Below are 17,149 nucleotides of genomic sequence, written 5' to 3'. Positions count from 1 at the left end.
CCGCGAGGCGAATGCCTATGATTTTTTACTGCGCATCTTCCGGCAGGCCGGCACCGACGCTATCGCCCACGGACCCCACCGTATTGTTCATTGACTGGCCGAGGCGGCGAACCTGGCTGTCATAGTTGCGGCGAGTGCGAGGATCGAAAATGGCGATCGGTGTGCTGACTGCGAGACTGACTGCGCTGCCCGCCGTCTGTGCAGCACCCATAGCGACTGCGCCAACGGCCTCGCCGAGCCCGACTTCGGAATCGGTGATGGTCTGGCCGGCAATCAGACGGTCGCCGATGAGCTTCACGACTTCAGGGCTTTCGGCAAACTTGCCGTGGTTCAGGCGATCGCCGGTCTTCAGCTTGGTCAGGTCAAGCACGGTGATACCGGCAGCTTCCAGCTTGCTGCGATAAGGCTCGGCCGAGGGATCGATCTGGCCGAGACGATCGACATTGCCGGAGATGCGGCGCGAGAGCGCCAGTGCCCGGTCGTCCTGGGATACGAAGATGGTGAAATGCGGCTTGTCCTTGCCGAGGCTCTGGAACTGACGACCGAACACGTCGACATCGAGATCCGGCGAGGCAAGAATGATGTTGTTGATCTTGGAGGCGACGCGGCCGTCGCGGATCGCCATCTGACGCAGCGCCTCCACCGTCAGCCATGTGCCCATGGAGTGGGCCATGACGGTGATATCGCCAACAGCCGGATTGTTGGCCGTGCGCCGCAGCAACTCTTCCAGCGCATCACGCGAATAGTTGGTGCTTTCCTTGTCGTAATTGTAGTCGAAAATGCTGGCGCGCGAGGGCCAGGTGAAAACGACGGGCGCAACGTCGGCATGCGAATCATGGACGATCTGCGCAAAACGATAGACCGCATCCTCATAGCGATTGTTGAAGCCATGCACGAAGATGAGCACGCGCTTGCTCTTCGGCATGTGCGTCCTCAACCAGTTCTCGCCCGCCTTCTCGCCATCGAGCGGGTCGACTGCGACGGTGACGAAATCCTTGAGAGGATCGGCAGGCAGGCGACGCGGCCATTGCACTTGGCCAGCCTTGCGGTTGGCTTCCGGCGGAATGGAGACATCGACGGCATCAACCATCAACCCGGTGCCGCGCTCGCCGGAGAAGAGCACCGCCGGATTTTCATCCGCGGCACGCGTGGTTGCCACCAGAAGGTCGACGCGCGAAGTACCCGGCGGAACGGTGCCGGCTGCCTGCATGACGCCGATCGGCCGCCCGCAGGAAACAAGACCAAAACACAGGACAAGCAGGGCTGCGAGGGCTTTGCGAGAAACGCCGCATCCGCCGATCATGACATCTCCGCAGGTTCAGGCGTCATCGCGCCAAGCCACCGATATGCGCTTGCGGCGCGCTTCCAGATAGTCCGAGCCCGCGAGCCGAGTCAATTTCACGAAGGTTTTACGAGAGATTTGATCCGGAAAAGAAAAGAGCCCGACGCGGGAGGAGGTGCGTCGGGCTCTTGATCCTGACTGACAACTGGGAGGAGGAGTGTTGTCAGTCCGATGAAAGGGAGCGCTGGGAGGAGGAGTGCGCTGCCTTCGGGATTATTAATACCCAATTCATTTGATGGAGAATAGCGAAATTACCGCAATGCAGCAATGCATTGGGCGCAATGCTTGCCTAGTTAGCGTCACACACGCGCCTCATTTTGCGGCATCTTTTATCAACTGATCAAAATTATTCCGCACATTGCGGCGGATAGGACCAGATGCCGCCGCCCTTCCCCTTGTCCCTTGCCTTTATTATTGGCGAAAGGCACGCATCATCAAAGCTGCGCGTCTTTCTGGGCACTCTCCGGGAAACAGCGGCGCAAGGCGGAAAACGAAAACGGCCGCGACTGAGATCGCGACCGTTCAAATGCCGGTCCTATTCCAATCAGGCAGCCTTGAAGAGCTTCTTGCCTTCGGCGTCGAGAGCGGTGAACTCGTCGTCGGACAGAGTAATGTTCACGGCCGCAACGTTTTCTTCGAGATGCTTGACCTTCGACGTGCCGGGGATCGGCAGCATCACGGGGCTGCGCTTCAGTACCCAGTCCAGCGCGATCTGGCTGGGGGCAGCATTGTGTTTTTTGGCAATCGTATCGAGCAGCGAGCCGGGCTTGGCGAGATCGCCGGCTGCCAGCGGATACCACGGGATGAAGCCGATATTATGCTTGGCGCAATAGTCGAGCACATCTTCGCTGGTGCGGTCGACGAGATTGTAGCGGTTCTGGACCGTCGCGACCTTGAAGACCTTAGAGGCCGCCTCGATATCGGCGACCGAGACTTCGCTGAGACCCGCATGGCGAATCAGGCCGGAATCGAGCAGCGACTTGATCGCGTCGAACTGTTCCTTGGCCGGGACCTTCGGGTCGATACGGTGCAATTGCCAGAGATCGATCTGCTCGACGCCGAGATTGCGCAGGCTCTTGTGCACCTGCTGGATCAGATATTCCGGGCGGCCGAGCGGCAGCCAGATATTGGGACCGTGGCGCGTGAGGCCGCCCTTGGTGGCGACGACGAGGCCCTTCTTATAGGGATGGAGCGCTTCCTTGATGAGCCACTCGGAAACATCAGGACCATAGGAATCCGCGGTATCGATGAAGTTGACGCCCAATTCCGGCAGGCGCTTCAGCGTGCGGATCGATTCATCGTGATCGGCAGGATTGCCCCAGATACCGTCGCCGGTAATGCGCATGGCGCCGAAGCCAAGGCGGTTAACCTCCAGATCGCCACCGATCTTGAAGGTGCCGGATTTCGCTGCATTGTAATCAGTCATCGTCTCTTCCTCTCTTGGTCAATAAAATCACTCAAAATCGGCGGAGCCGGAGACCTGCCCTCGAGTGTCGAATATGGTCTTGAGAGACTCCAGCCTTTCGCGAACGGAGCTAATCGCCTCACGCCCAAGCAACAGATGGGCCGGCGGATCGTCGGATGCAATGAGCGTCAGCATTGCAGACGCTGCCTTTTTTGGTCGCGCAGCTCGACGACCATCACCTGGATGACAAAGCTCCCGCCCCATTTGCCGAAGTTCTCGGAAATGCCTTCGCGGGCGAACTTGCTGCCATGATGAAAAGCGATGCCCGGCATGGTGATGATCCCGTCCATCGAGATGACATTGAGGATGTGGCCGCTGCTGCGTTTGCAGCATATAGGGCAGCACTGCTTGCATGACAGCCACCGGCCAAGAACATTCATCTTGAACTGGCGGCAGAGCTCACGCGTCACCAACATCCAGAAACGGCATCGATCCGAAGCACCGCGACGACAAGAAGGGTCATCGTCCAGGCGTGAAACTGCCTAGAACCCGGACTTTGCTTCTTCACCGAATTCGGCCAGCATCTTCCAGAGGTCGCCAAGGATCTCGCGTGCGAAGGCTTCCATCGCGACACTTTCGGTCGAAGTACCTGGCACGCGCCGCTCCCAGAGCTCACCGCCAACGCGCAGCGCGCCGATGACAACAGCCGAAAGCAAGCGCATGTGTGTCCGCACATCAGGATCGCCGCCCTTGCGGGCGATCAGCGCCTCTGTCAGCTTCTGCTCCAACTTGGCATATTTAAGCTGATCGCGGGCCTTGAGGGTCGGCGTGCAATGGATCAGCTCACCGAGCGCCAGAGCGCGCTCGTCAGCCGAGGCGGTTACGGTGACGATAAGGGCCTCTTCTACAGCCTTGACGGAGGATTCGGCAGCCGGACGTGCGGCAATCGCCGCCATCAGGCGGTCAGCAAAAGAATCCTGCCAAGCGAAGACGACCTCTTCCTTCGACGGGAAGTAATCAAAGAAACTACGCTTCGAGACATCTGCGGCTTCGGTGATTTCCTCAATCGTCGTGGCGTCGAAGCCGCGCTCCAGAAAGAGGGTCATCGCTGCCTGCTCGATGCGCTCGCGGGTCTGGCGCCGCTTGCGCTCGCGTCTGCCCTCTACGGCTTCTGGCTGTTTCTTCGCTGTCATTTCCATCAGGTGTCATTCAGTCATCCGCTTCGGGGAAAGCAGAGATCTCCATATCCGCTCCGCTACTGCGATATTTGAAACGCTCACGCGAAAGCTCCAGCGGCTTTCGGCGCGAGATCCGGTAGACGGAGGCCGGCGGCAGATTGCGTACCGTGCCGCCGATGCGCGTGGCCTTCAGGCCCAGGCGGTCAAGGATCGGGCGCGGCACGGGACAGCGCGGCCCATAGGTGAACTGATAGAAGGCGCCGCCGGCCCGCATATAGACGAAGGCACCGGCTAGGATCGAGGCGATCTTGCGCGGCGACATGGAAAGCAGCGGCAAGCCGCTGACGACTGCGCCGACAGGTTCACCCTCGAATATATCGGCCTGCGCCAGCTGAGCGGCATCCATCTGCAGGATGCGTGCATCGGGAAAACGCTTCTGAAGCGACCCGATGAATTCCGGACCATACTCGATCAGCGTCAGATCGGATTCGCTGATACCACGCGCAAGCAGCGCGCGGGTGAAGACGCCGGTGCCCGGCCCAAGCTCGATAATCGGACCATCCAGGGCCGCGATCTCGCTGGTCATGATCCGCGCGAGCGAATCGCCGGAGGGCGCAATGGCCGCAACCCTCAGCGGGTTGCTCAGCCAGGAGCGGAAAAAATGCAGGAAATCCGAGCATGCAGTTCTAGCGATCATGATTATCCCACCTGTCTGAAATGCGATTGACCATTGATGCGACGATCTCTCGCAGCATGGCAATTCCAAGGCAGGCCCGTCAATCCATCGTCTTTGCGCACGTCCTTCTCCATAAACATCTTGTGTATTCTTGTATTTATTGCATTTTTGCACTTAGTGCAATATATCATATCAAAACAGCAACTCGGCACGTGCCGCACCGCAAAGGGAACTTCCATGACAGACTGGATGACGAAGGACATACCGGACCAGACGGGCTGCATCGCGGTCATCACCGGCGCGACGAGCGGTATCGGATATGAAACGGCCAAGGCGCTTGCCGGGGCGGGTGCCCGCGTCATTATCGCATCGCGCAATGTGGAAAAGGGCAAGCAAACGCTCGCGGATATCCGTGCGGCGCATGCCGGCGCCGAGGTGAGTTTCGAAACGCTCGATCTAGCGAGCCTGACATCGGTGGCAAACTGCGCCACCCGTCTCTCCGCCTCGCTTCCACGCATCGACCTGCTCATCAACAATGCCGGCATAATGGCAATCCCGACGCGCCATGTCACCGAAGACGGGTTTGAAATGCAGCTCGGTGCCAATTACATCGGCCATTTCGCCCTGAACCTGCGGCTATTGCCCAAAGTATTGTCGGGCAGCGCCCCGCGCATCGTTACGGTCAGCAGCCTGGCCCACCGCTCCGGCAGGATCAACTTCGACGACCTGCAATGCGAGCAACGTTACGGATACTGGTCAGCCTACGCGCAGTCCAAGCTTGCAACGCTGATGTTCAGCCTGGAACTCGATCGTATGGCCAGAGCGCAGGGCTGGAATCTGAGGAGCAACGCGGCACATCCGGGCTACGCGGTGACCGGATTGCAGAGCACTGGTCCGCGCATGGGACGTACTGGCCCGAGCTGGCAGGAGCGTTTCAGCAAGTTGCTGGAACCCCTGCTCTCCCAATCGGCTGCCGCCGGCGCATTGCCGACGCTGTTTGCCGCGACTTCGCCGGATGCGAAAGGTGGCGTCATGTACGGTCCCGATGGATTTTATGAGCTGAACGGCTCACCTGCGCTCGCAAAGATCGTTCCTGCTGCGCAGGACAAGGCGGTCTGGCGCAGGCTGTGGCAGGTCTCGGAATATCTGACCGGCCTTTCCCTCGACGGCGTGGCCGAAGCGTCTGCGGAACGAAAAAGGCAGCCGTAGCGGCTGCCTTTTTCGGGGTGGAGACCTCAGTCCCTCCCCTTCGCCCATGCCATCAACTGCTTTTAGTAGTTGCAGCCCGAGCTACTGGTCGGGTTGAAGCGCAGGCCGCAGGCCATGTTGAGCGACTTCTTCCGACCGTACTGGTAAGGGTCGGAGCTGTTGGACGCACCATTGACGGATCCGGTGGTGCGCGGCTCGTTGCGAGCGTTCGTGTTCTTCTGCTGCTTTACGACCTGCTGCTGCTGTTGCGCCGGGGCCGCGTTGGCAGATGCGAAAGCCGAAACGCTGACGATTGCGCCAAAGGCTACGGCGACGAGGACATTCTTCACGATATTGATCATTTCTTGTCTCCTTGGGAGGATGTTTGGGATTTACGCCAAGGAGCTAGGGAGCAGATCTGTCACATTCCACTGCACCAGATAGCAATCACGACGACGTGAGATCCAATTGCGGGCAAGAAAAAGGCGGCTTTTGGCCGCCTCTCTCTTTGCCGGCTCAATAGCCGTTGTCGCATGGCATGCTGCCGGGGCCGATCGTTCCACTAAATGCTGGGTTGCACATAGTCTTAGGCTCGGTCCGATTGAGGGGTTGGCGGACAATCGCGCCCGTGGTGCGGGCTTCAACGCCGAACGCAGCAAGCGGATACCAGTAGCCATCGGAGTGACGGCGGGTACCGGGGCGTTCCGTGCGGAAACCATGGTAGCCATGCCAATAGCCGGCATGTACCTTATATTGCACCATTTCTTGGTTTGAGGCGACCGGATTCCGGGCCTGCTGAACGGGCGCCGCCAGCGCGGGAACGATAGACGAGAGGGCGAGAAGAGCGCTGAGCGCAATGGCGGACGGGACTAGAGTGAACATTTTCATGATAAACCCTCCTTCCTGGATTTATCTATGAAAAATGCGTTCTACGCGCGTGAAGTTCCATCATCACACGCAGCTTCCTACACTTGTGATTGCAGGCGATCCGCCGCGACTGAAAGACACAAAAAATCAAAATTTGCGATTTTGCGGAAGCCGCTCGAGCGGGCTCCTGGGACATTTATCGAATGTGTGAATTCACCGTTCTTGATATGCGTACAAAGGACGGTAGCCTTGGCCAGCGATGCAGGAGACATATTGCCGATGAGCGGCACTGCTCGCATTCGTCTCCCGCTCCACCGGATCGCGGTGGCCGGTCAACTGCGCCCGCAAGTCGTACTGTTTGTTGGATTCGTCATACATGGCATTGGCATCGGACATGCAGAGGCTGTGAGCGACGCCAGGCGGATTGACGGGCGAAGCGACAGCCACGAGCACTGGCGCATTGGCACGATCGACGCATCCCGCAAGGGCCGCCATCATCGCGACGAGACCTACGACACCAACAGTTCCCGTCTTCATGCAATCCTCCGGCTTCTCGCCTGCCATAATCCATCGCTTCCGCAGATAGACGTCGAAGGTTGCGCGAAACTAGGCTTGGATGGGGGAACTTCACCGCCGACCAGGAAGCGCGGTCTTATATGGGCTTTCTCGGCATCGGCGGCAGCGTGCAGAAGACCTGAACCGCTTCCTTGCCAGCACGGCGAAATACTCGATGGCGTCAAAGAGCCCAGGAAGTCACATCATCCGGTCGGCTCGGCAACGGCTACTAGGAGATCGAAAAACTCAAATAGCCGCCTGCTCCATAGTCATAGAGCTGCGCACTAGACCCATTGACAGTGCATTCGAATGCGAGCCGGCATCATAGTCGGGCTTCGGCAACAACCGACCACGAAGCAGCTCAATAACTGATCATCGGAATTTGGAGAGGAAATGGCGCACCCGAAGAGATTCGAACTCCTGACCCCCAGATTCGTAGTCTGGTGCTCTATCCAGCTGAGCTACGGGTGCGTCTGCAGTGGCGGCCGTGCCGCTTGCGTGGGCGGTTCTCTAAAGGGTCTTTTCGGGCAATGCAAGAGCAATTCGAAAAAAATCGCGACTTTGGTTCAGGAAGGCTCCATTGCAGAAATTGCATCACTTTTCGGCGTGCGACCGGCTGCGATAATCTTCCAGTGAAACCGGGCGATCCGGAATTTCGATACGGAACTGAGTGCCGACCGAGGGCTTTTCCACAAGTGCGATGGTGCCGCCATGGGCCAGCACCAGCTCACGGGCAATGGTGAGGCCGAGACCGGTGCCGCCGGAGCGGGCCGAGCCGCGGAAGGCGGCAAAGAGGTTCTGCCGCGCCTTAAGCGGCATGCCTGGGCCGGTATCATCCACGGTGATGCTGACGACGCTCCCGACGCGCTGGGCGGCAACGGTGATGCGCCTGACGATCCCTGCCCCCTCTTCTCCCGGAGAGGTCAGCGCCTGCAGGGCATTGCGGCATAGATTGTGGATGATCCGGAACAATTGCTCACTATCGGCATCCACTTCCAGATCCGGCCCCATCTGCTCGACGAATTCGACGCCGGTCTGAGGGTCGATGGCAAGGATGTCCTTCACGTCCTGTATCAGCTCATAGAGGCGGAGGCGGCGGCGGCGGGGCGCCGATTCGGTCGCCTTGCCATAGGAGAGCACTTCGGTCGTGTAGCCCACGGCGCGGTCGATGGTGCGCAACAGCTTCGGCGCGAAGCTCTTCACCATGGGATCATCGACATCGACGAGGCGGTCGGACATGAGCTGGGCGGATGCCAGGATATTGCGCATGTCGTGATTGATCTTCGACACCGCGAGACCGAGTGCCGCGAGATTTCTCTGCTGCTTCAATGTCTTCTGCAGTTCGAGCTGCATGGATGTCAGGTTGCGGCCGGCAACAGCCAGTTCGTCGCGGCCGCCGTCTCCGACATAGACATGGAGCGGATTTTCGGGGTCGGAGGCAAATTGCTGCATGCTGCCCGTGAGCTTGCGGATGGGGCGAATGAGGATGCGATTGATGGAGAAGAAAATCAGTGTCGCGGTAAAGAGCGAAATCAGGATCGACAGCAGCAGAACGTTGCGGGCATAGACGAACATTGCCTTGCGTAGCGGCCTGTCCTTCATCACCACTTCGACGCCGGTATTCGTCTCGCCCACCGGTCCGTAGACGCGGATCATGCGGTTGCCGCCGAAGATCAGAGTGTCCAGCGCATCGCGCATGGCGGTCAATGGCGGGATATCCGTGAGGTCGTATGATTCGTCGACCGAGGTTGGCATCTCGCTCATGGCAAGCAGGCGGGAGGTGCCATCCTTGCGCAGCACGATCGCCTTGGTGCCGGTCGCCTCCAGCGTCTCTTTCTGCAGCGCCCGCGGCAGCTCCACGGGCTGCAGCCCGTCGATGACGATTGCGGCAGCGGCGGCCGTATTCAGGCGATCCTCGAGCCAGCGGACACGCATGCTTGCGATCGAGGGAAAGAAGATCAGGATTTCCGCCAGCATGATGAAGAAGACGGTGAGCCAGAGCAGCTTGCCGGACAGTCGGCTGAACATGCCGGCACGCGGATAGGAGCCCTTTGCAGCCTCGCCGGCCGCGATGTTTTCCGCCTTGGAAGTCTCGCCCTGGTCTTGAACCGGCATCTCATCTTGTCCGTGCGGCGAAAGGCCGCCATCAGAATGAGCTTCTATATTAGAGCAGAATGCTCCGCTTTCAAATCTTTGCGAGGAGCGGCAAGTCGTCACAAACAAAAACGCCGCCCGCAGGCGGCGTTCCGATCCTGATTACAGAGGCTGTCAGAACTCTTCCCAGCTCTGCTCCGCAGCGGCTGCATTGCCGCCGAAGGCCCGGGCGACGCGGCCGATAGCGCGGCGCGCCGGAGAGGCGACTGGCTGGTGATGCTGCTGGCGCGCAACAGCAACCGACGCCTCGCTGGAAAGCTTGAAGCGGGAGATGAGGCGCACGAGACCATCGGCTTCGGCCGAGAGCTTGTGGGTCGCAGCCGAGGTCTCTTCCACCATCGCGGCGTTCTGCTGAGTGACCTGATCCATCTGGTTGACGGCGGTGTTGACTTCCTTGAGGCCGGTCGACTGTTCCTTTGCCGCTGTCGCGATCGAATGGATATGATCGTTGATGGCGATGACCCGCGTCTCGATCTCGGACAAGGCCTCACCCGTCGCCTGAACCAGCTTCACGCCGACCTGCACCTCGTCGCCCGACTTGGTGATGAGCGCCTTGATATCCTTGGCGGCGGTTGCCGAGCGCTGGGCGAGTTCGCGCACTTCCTGCGCGACGACAGCAAATCCCTTACCGGCTTCACCGGCACGGGCAGCCTCGACGCCGGCGTTCAGCGCCAGCAGGTTTGTCTGGAAGGCGATCTCATCGATGACGTTGATGATCTGGCTGATTTCGCGAGACGCCTGTTCGATGCGGCCCATCGCATCGACCGCGTTGCGAACCACGACGCCGGAGCGGCCAGCATTTTCCTTTGCCTCGGAGACCATGACGGTCGCTTCCTGCGCACGTTCGGTCGAATTCATAACAACAGCCGTGATCTCGTCGAGAGCAGCGGAGGTTTCCTCCAGTGCGGCGGCCTGCTGTTCCGTACGCTTGGAGAGATCGTCGCTGGCGTTCCGAAGTTCGTTGGTATTGCCGTTGATCGCTTCAGTCGTTTCGCGCACTTCGCGCATGGTCGTCTGCAGCGTCACGAATGTGCTGTTGACGTTATTCTGCAGTTCGGCAAAGGCGCCCTGGAATTTGCCGCGCATGGTCTGCGTCAGGTCGCCTTCGGCAAGGCTTGCAATGACCCGGCGGGTTTCATCGACGCCGGCATCGACGCTCGACAGGAGCAAGTTGATGTTGCCGGCGAACTGGTTGAGGCTTTCGTCCTCATAGTCCTTGTCAATGCGATGGCTGAAATCGCCGGCGGCTGCGGCAGCGACGACGACCGACATGCTGGACTGCAGGTCGTCGCTCTTTGCGCGCATCGCCGCTTCCTGGGCATTCATGCGCTGGATAACGAGGCCGTTTTCCTTGAAAACTGCGACGGCTGCGGCCATTTCGCCGATTTCGTCCTTGCGGCCGGCAAAGGGCACTTCGACCTGGAAATTGCCGTCTGCGACCTCCTTGATCGCATCCGTCACCTTCTTGATCGGCCGGCTCAGGTGGCTGGTACCGATGTAAAAGCCCATGCCGACGCCTGCCGCGATGCCGATGCCGGTAATGCTGAGCACCAGCATCAGGATCCAGCTGCGGAAGTCTTCGATCTCGTCATTGACTGCCGTCAACTCCGCCTTGTCGGTGGTGACGATCGCGTCGATCTCGGCCTGGAACGCCTTGCGGTTGGCGCGGTTGGCGTCGTTGTTGCCCTGCTCGTTGGCCGCCTGCGGGCTGACCTGCGTACCGAGACGGGCCGTCTCGCTGCGGAAGGTGCGGAATTCCTTGGCGCGGTCAACGAGCTTGGTGAAGGAATCTTTCTGGCTGTCAGGCACAAGCGTCGCCCAACCGGCGATGACCTTGTCGATCTCATCCAGATCGGCCATCAGCCCCTTGGCGAAAGCCGGCGTCTGGTCGAGGCTCTTTGCAGCATAGATGCCGCGCGATTCCATGACGACGGCGGTGACAAAGCGGTTCAAGCGTTCGCCTGCATAGGCACGGGCCGCGGCGTGTTCATACGCCGTCAGGTTCGCGTTATACTTGGCCATCGCCGACAGCGCGGTGGCACCAATCAAAAGCGCAACGCCGCCCATGACAGACACAAGAAGATTGATTTTGCCGCGAATTTTCAACGAACGCTCCTCGCCTCACAATGCCTGGAAAACACACTCCCAGCCGATGCATTGGAAGATCGGGTAAATTCGTTAATGTTGTATTTCGAATATTAACAATATCGACTACAGGAAATTACCCATATTTACTGTTAGCCGCGTTATGTTTCGTCCAGAACCGAGCATCTTCAAGAAAGAAAAACTCCGGCTGAAAGCTTTCCGAAGCCTCCAGACGAAATATACAACCATATATTGAACCGCCGCATTCGTTAACACCGAAGTGCGAAATCTTGCCATCCGCCGTGTGTATTCAGGAATCTGCCTGCCATAATTGACTTTGAGAGGCTTCATCCGTATAAGCCGCCGCACGTCCGGTCGTTTCAGGTCTTTTGCGACCTCGTCCGTTCGAAAAACCACGCTCCTTGCATTATGCAAATTCAAGAAGGGCCGCACTCCGCGGTGTTTAAATAAATGAAGCGTACCTATCAGCCCTCGAAGCTTGTTCGCAAGCGCCGCCACGGTTTCCGTGCGCGTATGGCCACTAAGGGCGGCCGCAAGGTCATCGTTGCTCGCCGCGCACGCGGCCGCAAGCGTCTTTCGGCCTAAGGCCGGAATTGCCCGATAGAAAATGACGGGCGAATTGAAGACCGAAGAAGACAAACAGATTGTCGGGCGGCTCTTGAGCCGCCCGCAATTTCTTGCAGTCCGCGAAGGCGAAAAGCGCCGCGGCCCTCTCTTCCTTCTCGAGGTCCTGAACCGCAAGGAAGAAGAAAGCGAAGCCCGCGTCGGCTTCACAGTCACCAAAAAACATGGCAACGCGGTCGAAAGAAACCGCATGCGGCGGCGCCTTAAAGAGGCGGTGCGGCTTCATGCAGGGTTTGCAATGCAGCCCGGACACGACTATGTGGTTGTCGCCCGCAGGGACGTTTTGACGGCGTCCTTCGATGAACTGGCCGCGGAACTGAAAGCCCGCGTGGAAACCAGGCCGAAACACCGGCGCCCGAAAGACGAGCGCCCCAGGAACGTATGATGCAAAACAACCGCAATTACTTCATTGCGATCGCTCTCTCGGTGCTGATCGTCCTTGGCTGGCAGTTCCTCTACATGAACCCGCGCATCGAAGCTCAGCGCAAGGCTCAGGAAGCGCAGAAGGCACAGCAGCAGACCGAGCAGACGCAGCAGCCTGCCGCAAGCAGCAGCCCGAGCGCCCAGACGAATGGCGCCGCCCCGACAGGCCAGGCAGTTGCGACCGCTACCCGCGAAGAAGCGCTTGCAAAGACGCCGCGTGTTGCCATCGACACCGCCGCGCTCTCCGGCTCCATCAACCTCGTCGGCGCTCGCCTCGATGACCTGAAGCTCAAGGCCTATCACGAGACGGTCGATGACTCGAGCCCGATCATCACGCTGTTCTCGCCAGCTGAAACCAAGGATGGTTACTTCACCGAACTCGGTTATGTTGGCAGTGACACGACAGGCGCCGTTCCGGGCCCATCCACCGTGTGGACCGCACCGGAGGGCGCAAAGCTCACCGAAAAGACGCCGGTCACTCTTACCTATACAAATGACAAGGGCATCACTTTCGCCCGCACGATCTCCGTCGACGAGCATTACATGTTCACGGTCACGGACAAGATCCAGAACGCCGGCCAGGCACCTGTCTCGCTTTCCTCTTACGGCCGCGTGACGCGCTACAACAAGCCGACGACGCCGTCCGTCTACGTTCTGCATGAAGGCTTCATCGGCGTCATCGGCGACGACGGTCTCATCGAGAGCAAATATACGGCGGTCGAGAAGGAAGCCGTTACCCCGCCAAAATCCACCGGCGGCTGGCTCGGGATTACTGACAAGTATTGGGCCGCGACAATCATCCCGCCGCAGCAGGCACCCTACGACGCGCGTTTCTCGCACTTCACCGACGGGCAGCCGCGCTACCAGGCGGACTATAAGGAAGATGCCTTTACAATTGCGCCGGGTCAGTCGGTCGAACTCAAGAATCTTGTCTTTGCCGGTGCGAAGGAAGTTCCCGTCATCGACGGCTACGAACAGAGCTACAACATCCCGCGCTTCGACCGCCTGATCGACTGGGGCTGGTTCTATTTCATCACCAAGCCGATGTTCAAGCTGATGGATTTCTTCTTCCGCTACTTCGGCAATTTCGGCGTGGCGATCCTCTGCACGACCATCGTTGTCAAGGCGCTGTTCTTCCCACTCGCCAGCAAGCAGTATGCTTCGATGGCGAACATGAAGCGCATGCAGCCGAAGATGGAAGAGCTGAAGGCCAAGTTCGGCGACGACCGTATGGGCCTGCAGCAGGCGACGATGCAGCTCTACAAGGAAGAAAAGATCAACCCGATCGCCGGCTGCTGGCCGGTGGCGCTGCAAATTCCAATCTTCTTCTCGCTCTACAAGGTGATCTACATCACCATCGAAATGCGCCATGCGCCGTTCTTCGGCTGGATCAAGGACCTTTCGGCACCCGATCCGACGTCGATCGTCAACCTGTTCGGCCTGCTGCCGTTCGAGGCCCCGACCCTGCTGCATCTCGGCGTCTGGCCGCTGATCATGGGTATTACCATGTTCTTCCAGATGCGCATGAACCCGACCCCGCCGGATCCGACGCAGGCCATGATCTTCAACTGGATGCCGCTGGTGTTCATGTTCATGCTGGCGAGCTTCCCGGCAGGTCTGGTGATCTACTGGGCCTGGAACAACACGCTCTCGGTCATCCAGCAGTCGGTCATCATGAAGCGCCACGGCGTGAAGATCGAGCTCTTCGACAATCTGAAGGGCCTGTTCAAACGAAAACCGGCACCATCGAAATAGTCGAAAAGCCCTGCTTCGGCAGGGCTTTTTGTTTCCGGCCGCCGAAGCGCTCAACCGCGCGAAGCTTGACAACACGCCTTAAAAACATGAAGCCGGTTTCATTACCGAACCCGGAGATTGCAGAATTCATATGACTGAAATCGCAAAGCCGCTCTTCGGCCACCCCTGGATCTTCATCCGCGGCGTGCCTTCCCTGAAATTCCTTCCGCCGGAAGGTCCCCTGGAAGTCGCCTTCGCCGGTCGATCGAATGTCGGCAAATCGTCGCTGATCAATGCGCTGGTCGGCCAGAAGGGTCTGGCGCGCACCTCCAATACGCCGGGACGCACGCAGGAGCTCAACTACTTCGTTCCGGATGGCTATTCCGGCGAGGGCAGCGACCTGCCGCCGATGGCGCTTGTCGACATGCCTGGCTATGGCTATGCGCAGGCGCCGAAGGAGCAGGTGGATAACTGGACGAAGCTCGTCTTCGACTACCTGCGCGGCCGCGCGACGCTGAAGCGCGTCTATGTGCTGATCGACAGCCGCCACGGCATCAAGAAGAACGACGAAGACGTGCTGACGCTGCTCGACAAGGCGGCCGTCTCCTATCAGATCGTTCTGACCAAGACGGACAAGATCAAGGCGCCGGCCGTGCCGAAGCTGCTTGCCGAAACATCGGAAAAGATCCGCAAGCGGCCGGCCGCCTATCCGGCCGTGCTTTCAACGTCTTCGGAAAAGAACGAAGGACTGGACGAACTACGCCAGGCGATCGCCGAAACAGTCGGCATCAACCACTGGAAATAAAGAGGCGCCCCGAAAGGCGCCTCTGACAGCCGATACCTGGAGTTACATCTTCGGCAGCAGCACCTCGTCGACGACGTGAATCACGCCGTTCGACTGCTTGACGTCAGCGATGGTGACGTGGGCGACATCGCCATTTTCGTCCGTCAGCGTGATCTTGCCCATGCTTTCCTTTGCCTTGAGCACGCAGCCGCCGACCGTCTTGATATCGTGCTCGCCGCCATCGTCCTTGATCATCTTTGCGACGGTCTTCGACATCGCGTCTGCGGCAACGACATGGCACGTCAGGATCTTGACGAGCTTAGCCTTGTTTTCCGGCTTCAGCAGCGTATCGACAGTGCCTTCCGGCAGGGCAGCAAAGGCTTCGTTGGTCGGCGCGAAAACGGTGAAGGGCCCTTTGCCTTCCAGCGTGCCGACGAGGCCGGCGGCCTTCACGGCAGCAACAAGGGTCGTATGATCCTTGGAGTTGACGGCATTCTCGACGATGTTCTTGTTCGCATACATCGCGGCACCGCCGACGATCGGGTTCTTTGCCTGAGCAGCGAAAGCGATAGCGGAAAAGGCGGCGGCGACAGCTGCAACGCGCAATGCGGACTTGATCATGATTTTTCTCCTCTGCATCCGGTCGCAGCCGCCGGCTTTATGCCCTGCGCCGCCCGGATATCAGGAACTACGGAAGGCGCTGCAGAAGAGTTTCAGGAAAATGATCCGATTTTCACGGTCTGTGGATCGAACCGCTGGCGATGACGGGGCCTGACGGCTGATGTGTAGGCGAGCCGCCGAATGGCTCCAGGCTGACGGCCAGCGTCGCGCCATCGGAAATCTGGCCGCGCATATCCGTCGGTATCTGCAATTCGCCGTTCATACCGCGCTGGAAGACGCCGAGAGAACGGGGCGTGCCGCTGCCCGGCACCAACCAGAGCTCCAGAGATTTCTCCTCCGGCTTGCCGGCAGCGACCGGCACGATCTTCAACCGGCCTGTCTGGATCTCGTAGGAGGCGGTCAGATTGACCTGATTGTTCTGCCCGGAGAGATCGGCCACCAGCGGCGGCGATACAGGGGGCTGAGGCACGAGACCGGAGGTAAATGCGATGACGCCCAGGGTGACCGCAAGGGAGGCAAATGTCAGCGAGCGCCAGAAACCGGCGGAATTCCAGAGGCCGTGCGAAAAGCGCGGCGCACTTTCTGTATCGGCGAAGAGACGCGCCTCGATCTGCTTGAAGGTCTCGTGGCTCGGAGAAGCCGTGCCATATTCGTCGTTGAAGCCGGAGAGGTTGACCTCCCAGCGGCTGACGATCGCGGCAAACTGCCGGTCGCGGCGCATGCGTTCCTCAACGATCTTGCGATCCTGAAGAGAGAGGACGCCCAGCACATATTCGCCGGCGAGAACCTCATCCCGGGAGCGGTCTCCCTTGCTTTTGTCGGGCGATGTCATCGTTCCATGCACTCTCTCAGTTTCAGCAGGCTGCGTCTAAGCCATGTCCGCATCGTATTCAGCGGGACACCAAACTGATCGGCCAGTTCCTGATAGCTCAGCCCTTCGACATAAGCCCGTTTCACTGCGACCGCACGATCAGCTTCCAACTCTTCCATGCAGGTGTCAATCCGCCTTCCTTCATCCTTAATCACGACTTGCGCTTCAGGATCGGGACCGGCATCGGCAAGATCAAGCGCTTTGTCGATTTCGTCGGCTACAGGCTTGCGCGAACGCAAGGCATCGATCGACTGATTGCGGGCAATTGCCGCAAGCCACGCGGCCGACGTCGCGGAGCCCGCCGTAAAGGCGCCGGCGCGCTGCCATATCTTGATATAGACCTCCTGCAACACCTCTTCGGCCTCGTTCCTGTTTCCAAGAATACGAAGGCAGATCGCCAGAAGTTTCGGGCCGGTCTGGTTATAGAGCGCGGCGAAGGCCCTGCGGTCACCCAACGCGACACGGCCGATTAAATCTGCAAAATCCCCAGTCATGTCGCCCTCGAATGAACGATTTCCGGTTCAATAGTTTCAATATGAGCTGGCCGGCTTCCAGGTCGGCCTTAGATACGAAAAACTATTGCGTGCCGGATTATTCCCTCTGTTAAAAACTTGAGATAAA

At 59.2% G+C, this 17,149-nt stretch carries 18 protein-coding genes and 1 tRNA gene; 5 read left to right on the top strand and 14 right to left on the bottom strand.

Annotation, left to right across the window (positions count from 1 at the left end):
• Positions 1-25 precede the first annotated feature (25 nt).
• The 5 genes from LVY75_11755 to LVY75_11735 form a co-directional block, all read right to left on the bottom strand.
• On the bottom strand, positions 26-1,303 hold the full coding sequence (locus LVY75_11755; protein ID XAZ23906.1) for an alpha/beta hydrolase: 1,278 nt from the start codon (positions 1,301-1,303) through the stop codon (positions 26-28).
• A 583-nt stretch (positions 1,304-1,886) separates the two neighbouring features.
• Complete coding sequence (locus tag LVY75_11750) at positions 1,887-2,768, bottom strand: aldo/keto reductase (protein XAZ23905.1); 882 nt, start codon at positions 2,766-2,768, stop codon at positions 1,887-1,889.
• Between the two features lie 167 nt (positions 2,769-2,935).
• Positions 2,936-3,217: an SDR family NAD(P)-dependent oxidoreductase gene (locus LVY75_11745; GenBank protein XAZ23904.1), complete on the bottom strand. Its 282-nt coding sequence runs from the start codon at positions 3,215-3,217 to the stop codon at positions 2,936-2,938.
• A gap of 72 nt (positions 3,218-3,289) precedes the next feature.
• The gene (locus tag LVY75_11740) at positions 3,290-3,940 is read right to left on the bottom strand and encodes a TetR/AcrR family transcriptional regulator (protein ID XAZ25697.1); all 651 of its coding nucleotides are present in this window, start codon (positions 3,938-3,940) and stop codon (positions 3,290-3,292) included.
• A gap of 16 nt (positions 3,941-3,956) precedes the next feature.
• The gene (locus tag LVY75_11735) at positions 3,957-4,622 is read right to left on the bottom strand and encodes a methyltransferase domain-containing protein (GenBank protein XAZ23903.1); all 666 of its coding nucleotides are present in this window, start codon (positions 4,620-4,622) and stop codon (positions 3,957-3,959) included.
• Positions 4,623-4,838: 216 nt separating this feature from the next.
• Between LVY75_11735 and LVY75_11730 the strand changes: the two genes are divergently transcribed.
• Positions 4,839-5,810: an oxidoreductase gene (locus tag LVY75_11730; GenBank protein XAZ23902.1), complete on the top strand. Its 972-nt coding sequence runs from the start codon at positions 4,839-4,841 to the stop codon at positions 5,808-5,810.
• A 62-nt stretch (positions 5,811-5,872) separates the two neighbouring features.
• On the opposite strand, the gene LVY75_11725 is transcribed toward LVY75_11730, so the two are convergent.
• From LVY75_11725 to LVY75_11700, 6 genes are all read right to left on the bottom strand, one after another.
• Positions 5,873-6,151 (bottom strand): hypothetical protein, encoded by a 279-nt coding sequence (locus LVY75_11725; GenBank protein ID XAZ23901.1) that lies wholly within the window; start codon positions 6,149-6,151, stop codon positions 5,873-5,875.
• Between the two features lie 154 nt (positions 6,152-6,305).
• On the bottom strand, positions 6,306-6,677 hold the full coding sequence (locus LVY75_11720) for a cell surface protein (protein ID XAZ23900.1): 372 nt from the start codon (positions 6,675-6,677) through the stop codon (positions 6,306-6,308).
• Between the two features lie 192 nt (positions 6,678-6,869).
• Entirely contained in the window at positions 6,870-7,193 is a 324-nt protein-coding gene (locus LVY75_11715) for a hypothetical protein (GenBank protein XAZ23899.1), read from the bottom strand.
• Between the two features lie 412 nt (positions 7,194-7,605).
• A tRNA-Arg gene (locus LVY75_11710) sits at positions 7,606-7,682 on the bottom strand.
• 123 nt (positions 7,683-7,805) lie between these two features.
• Complete coding sequence (locus LVY75_11705; protein XAZ23898.1) at positions 7,806-9,326, bottom strand: HAMP domain-containing histidine kinase; 1,521 nt, start codon at positions 9,324-9,326, stop codon at positions 7,806-7,808.
• A 153-nt stretch (positions 9,327-9,479) separates the two neighbouring features.
• The gene (locus tag LVY75_11700; protein XAZ23897.1) at positions 9,480-11,471 is read right to left on the bottom strand and encodes a methyl-accepting chemotaxis protein; all 1,992 of its coding nucleotides are present in this window, start codon (positions 11,469-11,471) and stop codon (positions 9,480-9,482) included.
• A gap of 450 nt (positions 11,472-11,921) precedes the next feature.
• On the opposite strand from LVY75_11700, the gene rpmH reads away from it, so the two are divergent.
• The 4 genes from rpmH to yihA all read left to right on the top strand — a co-directional run bounded on the left by rpmH (position 11,922) and on the right by yihA (position 15,057).
• Positions 11,922-12,056 carry a 50S ribosomal protein L34 gene (gene rpmH, locus LVY75_11695; GenBank protein XAZ23896.1) on the top strand — a complete coding sequence of 45 codons (135 nt, stop codon included), beginning with the start codon at positions 11,922-11,924 and terminating at the stop codon, positions 12,054-12,056.
• A gap of 22 nt (positions 12,057-12,078) precedes the next feature.
• Positions 12,079-12,480: a ribonuclease P protein component gene (gene rnpA / locus LVY75_11690; protein XAZ23895.1), complete on the top strand. Its 402-nt coding sequence runs from the start codon at positions 12,079-12,081 to the stop codon at positions 12,478-12,480.
• Entirely contained in the window at positions 12,480-14,273 is a 1,794-nt protein-coding gene (gene yidC / locus LVY75_11685) for a membrane protein insertase YidC (GenBank protein XAZ25696.1), read from the top strand. Before rnpA ends, yidC begins: the two co-directional genes overlap by 1 nt.
• Before the next feature lie 130 nt (positions 14,274-14,403).
• Positions 14,404-15,057: a ribosome biogenesis GTP-binding protein YihA/YsxC gene (yihA, locus tag LVY75_11680; protein XAZ23894.1), complete on the top strand. Its 654-nt coding sequence runs from the start codon at positions 14,404-14,406 to the stop codon at positions 15,055-15,057.
• A gap of 42 nt (positions 15,058-15,099) precedes the next feature.
• Here yihA and LVY75_11675 read toward each other — a convergent pair whose 3' ends face one another.
• From LVY75_11675 to LVY75_11665, 3 genes are all read right to left on the bottom strand, one after another.
• Positions 15,100-15,657: a fasciclin domain-containing protein gene (locus LVY75_11675; protein ID XAZ23893.1), complete on the bottom strand. Its 558-nt coding sequence runs from the start codon at positions 15,655-15,657 to the stop codon at positions 15,100-15,102.
• 112 nt (positions 15,658-15,769) lie between these two features.
• Entirely contained in the window at positions 15,770-16,489 is a 720-nt protein-coding gene (locus LVY75_11670) for an anti-sigma factor (protein XAZ23892.1), read from the bottom strand.
• A complete protein-coding gene (locus LVY75_11665) occupies positions 16,486-17,022 on the bottom strand; it encodes a sigma-70 family RNA polymerase sigma factor (GenBank protein ID XAZ23891.1) in 537 nt (178 codons plus the stop codon). The genes LVY75_11670 and LVY75_11665 overlap by 4 nt, the downstream gene beginning before the upstream one ends.
• Positions 17,023-17,149 lie beyond the last annotated feature (127 nt).

Origin of the sequence: Sinorhizobium sp. B11, assembly GCA_039725955.1 — a bacterium.
Classification (GTDB): domain Bacteria; phylum Pseudomonadota; class Alphaproteobacteria; order Rhizobiales; family Rhizobiaceae; genus Rhizobium.
This window is presented reverse-complemented; position numbering and strand designations above follow the sequence as displayed.